The organism is Bradyrhizobium sp. S3.7.6, from assembly GCF_054061875.1.
In genome coordinates, this window is record NZ_JBSSEQ010000004.1 from 544,387 (window position 1) to 556,998 (window position 12,612).

15 protein-coding genes and 1 pseudogene are annotated in these 12,612 nt (G+C 59.1%); 9 read left to right on the forward strand and 7 right to left on the reverse strand.

Annotation, left to right across the window (positions count from 1 at the left end; translation table 11 throughout):
- Nucleotides 1-349: 349 nt before the first annotated feature.
- On the reverse strand, nucleotides 350-511 hold the full coding sequence (locus ACVJ5M_RS48355) for a hypothetical protein (RefSeq protein WP_201266180.1): 162 nt from the start codon (nucleotides 509-511) through the stop codon (nucleotides 350-352).
- Between the two features lie 351 nt (nucleotides 512-862).
- On the opposite strand from ACVJ5M_RS48355, the gene ACVJ5M_RS48360 reads away from it, so the two are divergent.
- The 4 genes from ACVJ5M_RS48360 to ACVJ5M_RS48375 all read left to right on the forward strand — a co-directional run bounded on the left by ACVJ5M_RS48360 (nucleotide 863) and on the right by ACVJ5M_RS48375 (nucleotide 2,899).
- On the forward strand, nucleotides 863-1,450 hold the full coding sequence (locus ACVJ5M_RS48360) for a cysteine hydrolase family protein (protein WP_354098403.1): 588 nt from the start codon (nucleotides 863-865) through the stop codon (nucleotides 1,448-1,450).
- A 199-nt stretch (nucleotides 1,451-1,649) separates the two neighbouring features.
- The gene (locus ACVJ5M_RS48365) at nucleotides 1,650-1,940 is read left to right on the forward strand and encodes a hypothetical protein (RefSeq protein WP_354100556.1); all 291 of its coding nucleotides are present in this window, start codon (nucleotides 1,650-1,652) and stop codon (nucleotides 1,938-1,940) included.
- Nucleotides 1,928-2,320, forward strand: a complete 393-nt coding sequence (locus tag ACVJ5M_RS48370) for a hypothetical protein (RefSeq protein ID WP_245344084.1) — start codon at nucleotides 1,928-1,930, stop codon at nucleotides 2,318-2,320. The genes ACVJ5M_RS48365 and ACVJ5M_RS48370 overlap by 13 nt, the downstream gene beginning before the upstream one ends.
- Nucleotides 2,321-2,653: 333 nt before the next feature.
- The gene (locus ACVJ5M_RS48375) at nucleotides 2,654-2,899 is read left to right on the forward strand and encodes a hypothetical protein (RefSeq protein WP_434057394.1); all 246 of its coding nucleotides are present in this window, start codon (nucleotides 2,654-2,656) and stop codon (nucleotides 2,897-2,899) included.
- A 249-nt stretch (nucleotides 2,900-3,148) separates the two neighbouring features.
- On the opposite strand, the gene ACVJ5M_RS48380 is transcribed toward ACVJ5M_RS48375, so the two are convergent.
- From ACVJ5M_RS48380 to ACVJ5M_RS48400, 5 genes and pseudogenes are all read right to left on the reverse strand, one after another.
- Nucleotides 3,149-3,337 carry a hypothetical protein gene (locus ACVJ5M_RS48380; RefSeq protein WP_161495830.1) on the reverse strand — a complete coding sequence of 63 codons (189 nt, stop codon included), beginning with the start codon at nucleotides 3,335-3,337 and terminating at the stop codon, nucleotides 3,149-3,151.
- A gap of 329 nt (nucleotides 3,338-3,666) precedes the next feature.
- Nucleotides 3,667-4,089: a hypothetical protein gene (locus ACVJ5M_RS48385; protein WP_085401418.1), complete on the reverse strand. Its 423-nt coding sequence runs from the start codon at nucleotides 4,087-4,089 to the stop codon at nucleotides 3,667-3,669.
- 20 nt (nucleotides 4,090-4,109) lie between these two features.
- On the reverse strand, nucleotides 4,110-4,328 hold the full coding sequence (locus tag ACVJ5M_RS48390; protein WP_085401417.1) for a hypothetical protein: 219 nt from the start codon (nucleotides 4,326-4,328) through the stop codon (nucleotides 4,110-4,112).
- 311 nt (nucleotides 4,329-4,639) lie between these two features.
- On the reverse strand, nucleotides 4,640-5,275 hold the full coding sequence (locus ACVJ5M_RS48395; RefSeq protein ID WP_354098404.1) for a c-type cytochrome: 636 nt from the start codon (nucleotides 5,273-5,275) through the stop codon (nucleotides 4,640-4,642).
- Nucleotides 5,276-5,325: 50 nt separating this feature from the next.
- Nucleotides 5,326-5,484 (reverse strand): annotated as a pseudogene (locus ACVJ5M_RS48400) (GMC oxidoreductase); the annotation flags it as partial.
- Between the two features lie 365 nt (nucleotides 5,485-5,849).
- Between ACVJ5M_RS48400 and ACVJ5M_RS48405 the strand changes: the two are divergent.
- The 5 genes from ACVJ5M_RS48405 (at nucleotide 5,850) to ACVJ5M_RS48425 (ending at nucleotide 11,160) form a co-directional block, all read left to right on the forward strand.
- The gene (locus ACVJ5M_RS48405) at nucleotides 5,850-7,028 is read left to right on the forward strand and encodes an MFS transporter (protein WP_354098405.1); all 1,179 of its coding nucleotides are present in this window, start codon (nucleotides 5,850-5,852) and stop codon (nucleotides 7,026-7,028) included.
- 37 nt (nucleotides 7,029-7,065) lie between these two features.
- Nucleotides 7,066-7,935 (forward strand): alpha/beta fold hydrolase, encoded by an 870-nt coding sequence (locus ACVJ5M_RS48410; protein WP_354098406.1) that lies wholly within the window; start codon nucleotides 7,066-7,068, stop codon nucleotides 7,933-7,935.
- A 5-nt stretch (nucleotides 7,936-7,940) separates the two neighbouring features.
- Entirely contained in the window at nucleotides 7,941-8,459 is a 519-nt protein-coding gene (locus ACVJ5M_RS48415; RefSeq protein ID WP_354098407.1) for a VOC family protein, read from the forward strand.
- A gap of 103 nt (nucleotides 8,460-8,562) precedes the next feature.
- Nucleotides 8,563-9,039, forward strand: a complete 477-nt coding sequence (locus ACVJ5M_RS48420; protein ID WP_354098408.1) for a cupin domain-containing protein — start codon at nucleotides 8,563-8,565, stop codon at nucleotides 9,037-9,039.
- Between the two features lie 585 nt (nucleotides 9,040-9,624).
- Complete coding sequence (locus tag ACVJ5M_RS48425; protein WP_354100557.1) at nucleotides 9,625-11,160, forward strand: MFS transporter; 1,536 nt, start codon at nucleotides 9,625-9,627, stop codon at nucleotides 11,158-11,160.
- Nucleotides 11,161-12,364: 1,204 nt separating this feature from the next.
- Here the strand turns inward: ACVJ5M_RS48425 and ACVJ5M_RS48430 are convergent.
- Nucleotides 12,365-12,526, reverse strand: coding sequence for a hypothetical protein (locus ACVJ5M_RS48430; protein ID WP_161495836.1), 162 nt, complete (start codon nucleotides 12,524-12,526; stop codon nucleotides 12,365-12,367).
- Nucleotides 12,527-12,612 lie beyond the last annotated feature (86 nt).

A 12,612-nucleotide genomic window follows, 5' to 3' on the forward strand; every position in this document is an offset into this window, starting at 1 on the left:
GGTGCAAGCTCGATTGTATGGATCGCAACCCGACAAATGCTCATGTCGTTCGCCAATGGCGAACACGTCATCGCCATCGACGAATACCGCGGACGTCTCTGCCATGTTTCCACGAACATTTCCCGTGAAGCCGCGGAATTCAAACTCCCGGAAGGGGAGCTTTCGACATCAGTTAATAACTGACGCTCCTCCTCAGCAGAGAGAAACTCCGTCTCATACTTCATACCCTCCGGAAGGAGACCGCCTCCGAAGAGATCGAGTGTCGCGTTACTTGTCGGCACTCGGCTTTTTCCGCTCCGGCGCTGTGAGGGCCTTATGGTCACCCCCGGTCACCCTGCCCCGCCTTCACTTATGTCCTGGCGATCTTGAGGCGATCCTGAGACAGCGAACGGCTCTCGTCATCGCTTTCCCTGATGCGGCCTTTCGCATCGCAACGGATGTAGCGCTTGTCCCCGCGCGGCTCGATCAGCTCACGCTTCGCCGCTGACCGCCATTTCGGAGTTCGCTTCATGTGGCCCCCCGATTTCATTTATGCGTGTCCCAACTATCCGCAAAGGCGCATGGTTCCGTTTCGGGCGCATCCGCCTGCTGTGCGGGCGACCGGGCTCTAGCGCGTCCCTTGTAGTCCCGCACCCGGGTCTTCGTCCCGGCCATGCGTTAAAGATCCCTGGCGCGTAAAGGTTCTGCCGCCCCCTTCAGCCGCAAAGGGCAAGCTCGCACGAGCGCGCTGCGTCACCGCACCCTTGACCGCCTTCCCCCGCTCATTGCCGCGTGGCTAGCCGGGTTGCTGGTCGCAACCCTTTTCAGGACAGGAACCAAGGCCGGGTCGCTCCGTTGGAGCTCACTTTCGAGGACGGCGCCGATGTCAAAGAACGATAAGCTCCGCTATGGGGCACCCGGAGAGAACGCGGTTCATATCTGCGTCGATATGCAGAGGATGTTCGCGGAAAGCACGGCATGGAAGATGCCGTGGCTGCCGCGCGTCCTGCCCAATATTGTTGCGGTGACGGCGGCCCATCCCACGCGTTTCATCCCGGCGCAGAAGCCCGGCCAGGGCGCCGGCATGTGGCGGCGTTATTACGAGCGCTGGGGATCGATGACCATCGAGGAGCTTGGCCGGGAGATGATCGGCCTCGTCCAGGACCTTGCGCAGTTCGTTCCACCCGCACGCGTCTTCGACAAGCATGTCTACTCGCCGTGGACGGGAAGCGATCTTCACGAGCAGCTGCGCGCGGCGCGCGTCGTTACGATCATCGTCACCGGCGGCGAGACCGATGTCTGCGTGCTTGCGACCGTACTCGGCGCAGTAGACTGGGGTTACCGCGTCATTCTTGTCACCGACGCCCTGTGCAGCTCGGCTGACGAAACGCATGATTCCATGATGAACATCTACATGAACCGCTTCGGGCAGCAGGTTGAGTGCGTAACGACCGAAACCCTTCTCGGCTAGCGGCCGGGCGGCGCCAGAGGAAGGCTAGTCATGAACAACTGTTACCTCGTGCAGATTCTCCTCCCAAAGGAGCGAGGCAATGGCGAGCCGGTTTCGCAGCGCTGGTTCGAGGAATTCCTTGAAGAACTGACGGACCGTTCGGCGGCGCGACCAGCTTCATCCGAGCACTCGGGGCGGCCCTTGTTTTGAGCAGGTCAGCATGAGCCTTGAAGTATTAAGGACGGTGGCAGCCGCCATGACGATTATCGCCGCCACCATGGTGGCGGCAAACTGGAATGCGCGCATTACCGTCTGCGGGTTCGCTCTCTTTATTGCCTCATCGGCCGGCAACCATATTCGCCTTCAATCGTTTCGCGTCGGCCTCGGCACCTCCTCAGCTAACAATGGAGGGCGCCTGACAGAGTTCCGTTGTCCGGCTTCGGCAACGCGACTACGGAGATATCGCGACTTGCAGGGAAGGAAGGCGTTAAAGGCAAAATGGGACTATTAACGGCGTTCAGCGCGACGCATGCGCGACGCGATTATTTCAATTGGGCTCTGGAGGAGTTCGACGACCACGCCGCCTTGGCCGGTGGGCGCAACGATCGATTAGGATTTTTCGGCAATATTCGCCTGATTTTTTGCATGGAGATGCGATTGTCACGAGCCATGGAGATGATCGTCGCGGGCTACGTGAAGGTGAACAACCGACGCGCATTGGCGGATTTGCTGGGGCAGCGCAGCAAAGTACTCGCTCAGTTGCAAGCCGTGTCGGGCATCAATCCTCAGAACGCCGTCCAAGCGATCCAAGAAGAACTGGAGTTGATCGAAGCCGGCCTCGAAAAGCTCAAGCCGTTTTCGGGCTCGTTGCCTGAGAATGAGAGGAGCTAGCGATGCGCGTTAATAAAATCACACGGAACAAAATCGGCCGGGTAACGGAGCCGGGTCGATATAAGTGCTTTTTCGGATATGTGACCGTCACCTCAGAGGACATTCAGGTGTGGACGCGCTACCCCCATGCGACGTCACTTTGATCGCGCGGCCGACGATTGGGCAATCGGTCGCTGAAGACTACCATCTTGGCGCCTTTGACATCGGCAAAGGCCCGCTGTGCGACGCGGCCTGAGGACTGAAGCATTGCAGCCCCATAGGAACTTTGCCACGCAGGCCTCAGTTGGTTAGCGTGTGCCGGTCGGCGGCCGTTTGCCAACTCAGGAGATGAAGGTGGCAAAAGCTCTAATTTCAAAGCCGGACCTCGAACGCATTGCGCTTCAGGACATTCGTAGTTTCCCCGGCTCCGAACATATCGTTTCAGTAGAAGTCGAATACGAGGCCCATCAAGCACAGGGCATCAACTCGCAATTGTGTGTCATAGCGAACGACGGAGGCGATCTCGACCGCATTCAATATGCCGCCAAGGTCACAAGCGATCGGTTGAAGCGCCGATACGATCTTCGGGTGGCCTCCTAGCAGAACGATCGGCCCTGGCGTCCACTTAGAAATCGGCTTGCAAAAAACCGCCCCCGCAACAGTCCTCGAAGCGCAACTTCCACTTCTTCGATGATCCTCGGCGTCGGCAGGTCGGCCCGATCGGCTATATTGCATGCCGGCGCCGCGCTGGCATGCTGCCGCGCGACAGCGGCCCCTGTTCCAGATTTAACTTTCCGCGGCGACATCAAGCTTAATCCGCGTCTTCGATTGCACCGGAGCTACGGAGCGCTAGCCTCTCCGCACCGGACATTGCCCGTCCGGGTTCACCATGGCGGGGTCGTCGCGCCAAGATACTCGGCGCGGCGATTTCGTTTCACCGTCGATAACGCGGGCTTCGTTGTGACGAATGAACTGGACGATGATCCGCTTGACCTCATCGAGCTGCGACGACAGATCACGGCTTTGCGCTCGCAGCATTCCGACAATCTTCCGGTCACAGCGATATTGAACAGTTTCCTTGTGAAAATTGCTTTCCTCTCAGAGCCAAAAGATACGGCGCACGCTCGGTATCGTCAGTCCGAATTCGCTCGGATGCTACGGACTGTTAAGGAAATGGTCTCACGGAGCCGATCAACGAAGCCGTCCGACGTCGTTAAGCGACCCAAGTAATACAAACGTACGAAGGCTCTTGCGCTCGCTGACGCTGTGCCGATGCTCGATGCAGTCGTGAAGGCATCCTCGCTTCGTATCGAGGCCTTCGCCACGAGGGGCCGTCGCCACAAGCGGTCGGCGCGCGCGTGACCAGCCTAATAAGCAGGCCGCACTACTCGGAGCCGGGACATTCTCGGAGAGAACCTGTGGGCAAGCGCGAGCACTGCAGCTTCGTCGGTTTCAAGCGCGATCTTCTGGGCAAGCATCACATCGCCAGCCGCCAGAGTAGTACGGTCGGGAACGAAACACCAACCGATCACGGGCAACCCAGATGCGTCGACCTCTACAACATTGCTCATGGTGCCATAGTGGACTCGATATCGTCTGCCGGTGTGACAACCTGTGACTTCGAAATAATCATTGGCGTCAAACTGCGCACACTGATCCGGAGACAACCATTCGCGGAGAAGACGACGCGCACGGGCCTCCGGCCCGTTTTGCTGGATGAAGCTCTGATAGAAAGTGCGCACAATGCGCAAACGCGTTCTATCGACGCCTCTTCGTCTGAACAAAAACATTTTGCCGCCGCGAACAGTCTCTAGCCGCCGACCAGGCGGGGGTAGAACAGCGTCTCGTCCGCAGTCGGGTCAAACATCCGTGCGACCTTTAGATCGCCGGCCGCCGTCCGAGTGGCAGCGGTGAATCCTTTGCCCGTCAGCTTCTTGAAGCGCTGCTCAGCCTGGGCCAGCCCCTTCGGGTCTTGTTCAAAAAAATGCCTGCTGTCGCCTGTGTGATCCAATACGATCTGGGTAGCCATGGAATGGAACTCCGCAATCTGTACCCCTAACGTGGAGAAGCTTGTCAACCGGGCTATGTTCCTAATCTCTGACCGCGCCTAGCCAGCGCGCCAAGGGCCGCGCGGAGACTACGGGCGCGGGAAGGCGGCGGGCAAGGCTACGCGGGAAGGTTGCGAAAAGTCCAAAGTCCGGACACTTCGACGCGTTCATTGACGCGACGGATGCAATTGACGGGACGGATGCAAGGTCGAAAGCGTTGGCACCGGTTTTGAGATAGCGGACGATGTCTTCCGTAGACCAATCCCCGATGCCCGTACGAGAATCCGCGGTGTCAGATCTCGCGCAAACCAATCCTGCAACAATGCCCCCTGCAGGGCTTCTCCACCCCGTTCACCACCCGTGAGACTCTTAGGCGTATAACAGGTACCGCAATGGCAAGTCCTTCGACCAGATAGGCCCCCCGGTTCCACACATTCGACTTTGCCGGATCGGAACAGCCGGGTTTGAAATTGATCAAATCCCAGGCGGATGTTGCTGGCCGGCGGACATTGAACGGAAACACAAGCTGGTTGGTCCGAACCTCGTTGTGCACCGGTTCGAGGGTGCGCAGAAAGGCCCAGATGGCCGAGAGGTCCTCGCGGGTGACCTTCGTATAGGCAGGATACGGCATTGCCGAATACAGGCGAACCCCATCCCTGCCGATCCCCTCGTGCATCGCTCGCCAAAGATCCGATTCGGTCCAGTCACCGATCCCGGTCCCAACATCGGGAGTAATAATTGGACCGACCACCTTCCCGAAAGGCGTCTCCAGCGCAGCGCCGCCAGCAAAAGGCTTACCACCCGGCGCTGTGTGGCAGCCGACGCAATCGCCGAGCACCGCTAGATACCACCCCCGCTCGATCTTCTCGAACCCCTGGTTGTCTTCCGCCGCGCGCGCCGCAGCTAGGCCGATCCGCCGCGAGCGCAAGTGTCATCAGATTGCGCATTCTTATGCCGATACTTCAGCGGTGCTGGCTGTCAAATCTGCACGAGTGGGCCGGGACTCTTCAGGTAGCGGTTTACGATCGCGTCTGCCACCCAATAGGCCAGCGCGGCCACAGTATCCGTGGGATTATACCCGGGGTTCTGCGGGAAGGCCGTGGCACCCATGACGAACAGGTTGGCGACGTCCCAGCTCTCCTGCTGTGGCGAGCAACGTCAAGGGCGCTGTCATAACAAATGCTGGACACTTCATCATGGAGGAGCAACCTCAACAGGCCATTTTTTATCCAGGGCAAGTAAGGCAACGAGCCGTGATGCGCGATCCTGATGCGATGCGACTCCAATCTCCGGATTGAGTGCGATTCCGAAAGACTTCCGACGAGGGTCGACTAGAATCGGGGTGCTGTCTTTTGGAATGCCAATTCAACACTAGCGCGGGTCAGCTTGAAGGCAGCGCCGGTGGGTTCACAGCGTTCGCCAGATGCGATCGCGTTCGTGAATGAGTGTTGCCGTACCGTCGGAAGCTTCCGGCATCGCGCACTCGCATGAGGACAAGCGTCATGCCTCTTGCTCTCTATGCTCTTGCCGTTGCAACCTTTGCTATCGGCACCACGGAATTCGTCGTTGTGGGTCTTATTCCGGGGATCGCGGCCGATCTGAGCGTGTCACTCCCGAGTGCCGGGCTCCTGGTCAGCCTTTATGCCCTGTCGATCACGCTTGGTACGCCGATTTTCTCCGCATTGACGGGCTCGCTTGCGCGGCGCGAGCTGGCAATTGCACTCATGGTGGTGTTCACGGCTTGCAATCTGTCTGCGGCACTTGCTCCTGGCTACGGCACGTTGCTCTTGTCGCGCATCGTGATGGCGGTCGCTCACGGCGTCTTCTTCGGTGTCGGAGCGGCGTGTGCCACCTCCCTGGTGTCAAGGTCACGATCCGGTGGCGCCATTGCCGTGATGATGGGAGGATTGACGATTGCGATGGTCATCGGCGTGCCACTGGGGTCTTGGATCGGTCAATTATTCAACTGGCGGACGCCCTTTTTCGTCGTCGCCGGCATGGGCACCGTAGCCGTGATCGGTCTGATCTGGCTGTTGCCGCACGAGATCCACTATCAGCCCCCCGCGCCGTTCCTCACGCAATTGAGCCTCCTCGGCAATCGGCGGCTCGCAACCATGTACCTGCTGACGGCAATCGGATTCGGCAGCACGTTTGTGGTCTTCACCTTCCTGTCGCCGTTGCTGACCAATGTCACTGGCGTGCGGAAGGAGACAGTCAACATCGCGCTGCTGCTCTTTGGCGCAGCGACGGTTGTTGGAAATCTTTCGGGTGGCATGCTCAGCGACGCTCTCGGCACCCGCAAGGCGATGTTGCTGCTGCTGTGCGGGCTGATTGTCTCCTTTGCCCTGATTCCGGTGGCCGTCCACAACGAGGCCGCCATCTTCGCGGCAATCACCGTGTGGGGCGTGTTTGCATTCGCCATCCCGCCTGTCATGCAAGCTGGCGTCGTCGCCACGGCTGAGCAGGTCGCGCCCAATGCGCTCGCAACGGCGTCAGGTCTCAACATCGCAGCCTTCAATCTCGGGATCTCGAGCGGGTCCTTCCTGGGGGGACTGCTATTGAGGGACGCAGGCCTGCTGGCTACGCCCTACGCATCAATCGCGATGGCGGCCGGCGCATTGCTGATCGCGGCGTTCGCGCTCCATCCGCAACCGGCAATCACCAATGCGAAAGCCAAGTAGTTCGCGCTCTGAGCAAATCCAGCAACGAGGTTCGACAATGCAGAAATCCGGCAGCGGCCCGGTCGAGTTGGCGCACAAGCGCGCCAAGACCAATGGTGTCACGCTTCACTACGTCACGGCGGGCCACGGCCCGGTTGTGCTTTGCATGCATGGCTGGCCGCAGAACCACCGCGAGTTCCTTCCGATCATCGAGCGGCTTGGTGACAGATATTCGTTCATCGCGCCGGATCTTCGCGGCTACGGTGACAGCGACAAGCCGAATGAGGGCTATGAGCCGAAGACCATCGCCGAAGATATGATCGGGCTCTTGAATGCGGAGAACGTGAAGCGATTTCACATTCTCAGTCACGATCTGGGCGGCCCGCCGTCCGTGGCATTGGCGTATCTGGCCTCAGACCGAGCCTTGTCGCTCGCCACGATCGAAACCCCGTTCTTCGGACTAAGCCACCCCGGATACGTGGATCCGCGTGTGCCCTACTGGCACCTCGGCATGCACATGAACATGGATATCACGAGGTTCCTGATTGAGGGACGCGAAGAGCAGTATCTGCGGCATTTCTTCCGCGACTTCGCCTACAACCCGAATGCGGTGTCCGAGGACGAAGTCCGGTTCTACGTCATGCAGATGCGGCAGCCGGGCAATCTTCGCGCGAGTCTCAATCACTATGGCTACATTCCGCAGATGGCCGAACAGACGAAGGAGTTGACCCGCAGCAAGCTTACCGTGCCGATGCTGTCGTGGGGTGGCCGGCGATCGTTCGGCGATCACTGCTTCGAATGCGCCAAGGCGATCGCCAACAGCGTGCAGGGCGGCGTCATCGAACAGTGCGGACACTGGGTCTTCGAGGAGAATCCGGAGTTTGTCGTCAGCCAGTTAAAGGAGTTCTGGCCGAAATATGATGGCTGATCGCCATGAACAGCAGCCAGACAATCGGTGCATCCATGGCCGACCTGTCGGCGGGCGGCCAGGCGTTCAGGATAAAGAGCATAGACCATACTGGATTCACGGTCTCGTCGCTGGACGAGTCGCTGAGATTCTGGGTCGATGTGATGGGCTTCCGTCACCTCTACACCTGGACGTTCGAAACCGGACCGTTCATTGAGCAGCTGGTCGGTGTGCCGGGCGCGGCAACGCGGCTCGCGATGGTCGAGGGACCGGGCCACAGCATCGAGTTGCTAGAATATACCTCGCCCCCTGACCGGCCTACCTATAGGCCGAGATCGTCGGACGTCGGCTCCGTCCATTTGGCCTTTTACGTCGAGAACATCGATGCGCTCCTTGCACGGATCGCAAGCTTTGGATGGCGGCCGGTGGGCGAGGTCCAGACCGTTGAGGCCGGCGAACGGAAGGGACTTCGCCTGATCTACGTGAGAGGACCCGACGGGGTCACGCTCGAATTTCTTCAGCTTCCAGATGACGCGCCAAAATAGGAAGACGAAAGCCCAACATGCCGGAAGAGGATGAGCAACAGCACGAGTCCACATCTCGCTTCAACCAGAGTAGAAAGGATAAGTAATGAAGATCTCGCAATTCATGGCCAGCGTGGCGATTGCACTGGCTGCGACGGCCGCGTCAGCTGAGAACGCCGGCGTCAAGCTTCCCGATTACGCAAAGACACCAGCGGAGCTATCGGCTACGCCGGCGACCGGCGGTGCGGGTGGATCCGGCAATGCCAAGGTCGAGGTGGTCACTATCCTGGGCGATGCCTCCAAACCGGGGATCTACACCCAGCTACTCAAGGTCGGTCCAGGAGCGCAAATCCCGGCGCACCATCATGCCGGAGATCGTGTCGGAACCGTGCTTCAGGGCACCTGGCACTTCGGCTATGGCTCTGAATTTGATAAGACCAAGCTAAAGACGTTGCCCGTCGGCTCGGTCTATACCGAGCCCGCGAACGAGCCGCATTTCGCGATGACCGGCAATGAGCCCGTGATCGTCATGCTCACGGGTACCGGGCCAACCGATACAGTATACGAAAAGCCGGCCGACGATCCGACGCGAAAACCCTGAGGTCTCTCTGCAAGGCTGGAGATGCCAAGCCAAGTGCACGGGGCTAGGCATGATCAGAGTGGGCGGCGACGTCGAGCGTCGCCCAGGGAGGATGTGACCACAGAGCGGCGGCGCGTAATCGCCGAGACTCATTGATAGTGGCGAAGTGAATACATGCGTAGGTGCAGTCCTGCCTCTCAGCGATACGCGAGACGCGCACATGATGTTAGAGGGCCGACGAGCCCCGCCTGGAAGGTGGTTCTCAACATGGACACCGCGCACGAAATCAAGGCGACCGGTCATGATCGGCCGCCCTCTACCGGGCCTACATCAAGGTGGTGCCTTTGGACGGTGTCAACCGTCGGTGTGAACGTCCACCGGTACATGTCAGGAACTGGTCAGCAGGGGTGCATCTATTTGACAGGCTCTGCCGCCGAGAGCGGGCGTTGCAACGGCTTTAGCGTTGTTCAGCTCAGTGCTAAAAGGCGACATTTAAGAGCTGAACTGAGTGGGTTGTTTGTCAGACATGGCGGCAACGACCAACAGGTGCGGATAGTCTACGCCAAGTGCACGCTAGCCGGCGATAACCTCCTTCTCGAGCGTCCAATGGTTGGATTCATACGAGCGCCCTGCGACGCCGGTGTTATCAAGACGACACCGGCTTTTGGTGCAGCCTTATCACAGAGACGCAAGTGGTTGACGCTGATCGCCACGATAATCGGGTCTAGCATGGCGTTGCTCGACGGCTCAGTAGTGAACGTCGCGTTACCGGCAATCCAGCAGGCGCTGCATGCTGATGCGACCGCGACGCAGTGGATTGTCAACGCCTACCTGCTCTTGCTCGGCGCGTTTGTGCTTATCGGTGGCTCGGCGGCAGATCTTTATGGCCGACGTCGAGTTTTTGTTCTGGGCGTTGCGGTATTCATCGTCGCCTCGATCGCATGCGGGCTCTCACCGAACAATGTGGTGCTTGTCGTCAGCCGCGCCGTTCAAGGTTTGGGGGCCGCACTGTTGGTGCCGGCTAGCTTGGCGATGCTAGGGGCAACCTTCGGCGAGCAAGAGCGGAGTCAGGCAATCGGGATATGGGCGGGCGCAGCAGCATTGATGATGGCAGCGGGTCCGTTGTTGGGAGGCTGGTTGGTCGATCAGGTATCCTGGCGGGCGATCTTCCTCCTCAATGTCCCGCTCGCCATTGCCGCAGCTGGGCTTGCGCTTCGTTTCGGCTGCGAAAGCAAAGATCCCAGGGCGAACCAGCTCGACTGGGGCGGTGCCGCCTCTGTGGCGCTTGGCCTTGCTGCGATTACATGGGGTTTGAGCGCCATCCCAGCGGCGGGATTTCAGCACAAAACAGTGCTGGCCGCCCTGGGAGTAGGAAGCGCTTTCCTAACATCATTCGTCGCAATCGAAGCTCATCTCCAAAAGCAGGCGATGATGCCGTTGTCGCTCTATCGATCACGCAATTTTGCAGCAACGAATGTATTGACGCTGTTGCTCTACTTCGCGCTCGGAGGCGCGCTCTTTTATCTGCCGTTCGGCTTGATCCGCCTTGGTAGCTACTCGGCGACACAAGCCGGCGCGGCGTTGCTGCCTTCTGCCCTGATAATGGGATTCGGGTCATTGTTCGCTGGAGCGATTGCTGACCGTTTGGGAGCGCGCCTACTGCTGACTGTTGGGCCCGTCGTTGCGTCCTGCGGGCTAGCGATGCTCGCGTTTATCGATCTCAGGCAACAATCTTACTGGGTCGGCGTTTTTCCGTCGATGCTCTTGCTGGGCGCGGGGATGGCAATCACGGTTCCGCCGCTGACGTCAACCGTGATGGGCGCCGCCGGTAAAGCCCACGCCGGCATTGCGTCGGGCGTTAACAACGCGGTCGCTCGGGTAGCTGGATTGCTTGCGATTGCCGCGCTCGGGGCGGTGTTCTTTGATGATTTTTCGCATCATCTTGCCGGAACGACGAATGCGCAAGCCATCGAAGCGTTAAACGTCGTGATGTCAGGGCAGCCCGGCGCTAGCACGGAAGCGATTGCTGCATTCGAGCGCGCGCTACATGCGACAATGCTGGTGCCCGCGAGTTGTGCCGCACTGGCCGGTCTCGCTGGCTGGGTGTGGATCGAGCCGGACAGCGTACGTGCAAGCAACTAAGATGCTGTTGGCGACCAGCTGACTGACCTACACAACCGGGCGCAGGATCTTTCCATGAGCGAAAATCTAGTTCGCTAAATCCCCTTCAACAGACTTTGACGGAGCATGCGGCACATGCGGATGGGGCAGAAAGTCGAGATGGCGTGCAAGTTATTCAAAGCACCTGGTCGGCGCGCGCAATCAACTTTCCGACAGTTCAGAGCTCATCGATTTCGCGTCTCAAGTTGAAGATCAGCTGTGGGATGTTGGTTAGCTTTGGTCTCTCAGGAGGTTGTCCATACTCTTACTACCCCTCATATTCTGAATTGCAGCTGCGCGAATTTTCGGGGGCGGCCGGTTGCCACGGGCGGATTGTGGAAGAAAACCGACCCGCCCCACGGCCATAGGGCCAACGAGCCATCACATGGAGGCGCTCCGACGCCGGTACCGTGTTGTGCAGTTCGGTGTCAGAGGCAAACGCAACAGCCAGATCGAGGACATTGTCCTCGTCCAAGTCCGGAGTGACTCCTGCCGCATCAGGAAGGAGAAGGCTTCTGCAATTCGTCTAGCGACCGGCCATATAATTCAGACGGCCTCGTTAGAGTCGCGCTTTTTCAATACCGAAAAGCGAGACTCGACTGACGCCTGGCTCCGGCCGAGTGCAGCTGCAATGTCTTTGAATGACGCCCCGTTTGCCTTCATCTGTAAAAGCTGTTCTTCGTCCTCTGCGGACCAAATTGTCGAAGTTTTAGAAGCCCCGGTACGGACCATTTCCCCCACCACTTCTTTAGATTGTCCAAGTGGACGCTGTGAGGCAAATTATGGCAGCCATTCGTCCTCCTACAACCGCTTGTAAGTTGGACGATCGTTTACCGCTCGCTGCGATTAGTATTCAGTGTCTTGCTGATAGCCTGTGTTCACTAGTGGACCGAAGCTGGGTGAAAAGTAAGGCCGCATCAATGGGCGGCCGCCCCTAAGCAGCATCCCTCTCGCCTCCTGCCTTGCCGGCAAGCGGTCTATTCGGCGCTAAGCCGATTGGGCTGCGGTGGAGGGGTGTCCGTTTTTTCAAAGCCGATAATCTCTTGCGGGCCGCACCTGCGGACGCGACGCCGCAGGTTTTCTGTTTGTGTCACCGGGCTAAAATAAGCCGCATATCTGCGGCGTCGCGCGTCTGACTGTGGGGCCGGTAGGCAAGGGGGTGGGCTGGCAACTTCGGAATGGCCCCCTACCCTAACCACGGCACCAAGTCGCCGCGACCTGCCTCGATCAGCACATCAACGGGCACCCACTGCCATTGCCACTCGCCAGTCGAGGTGTCGCGCCCGTAGGCGTGGAGCAACTCGCCATCGCATTCGTCGGCATCTTCAATTGTGTCTGGATCGATCATCACACCCCATCCTCCGAGACCGACTTGCAGATTTGCAACCCATAGGGATTCTCGGAGTGATCCGAAAAAAGCGGGAGTGATTGCAA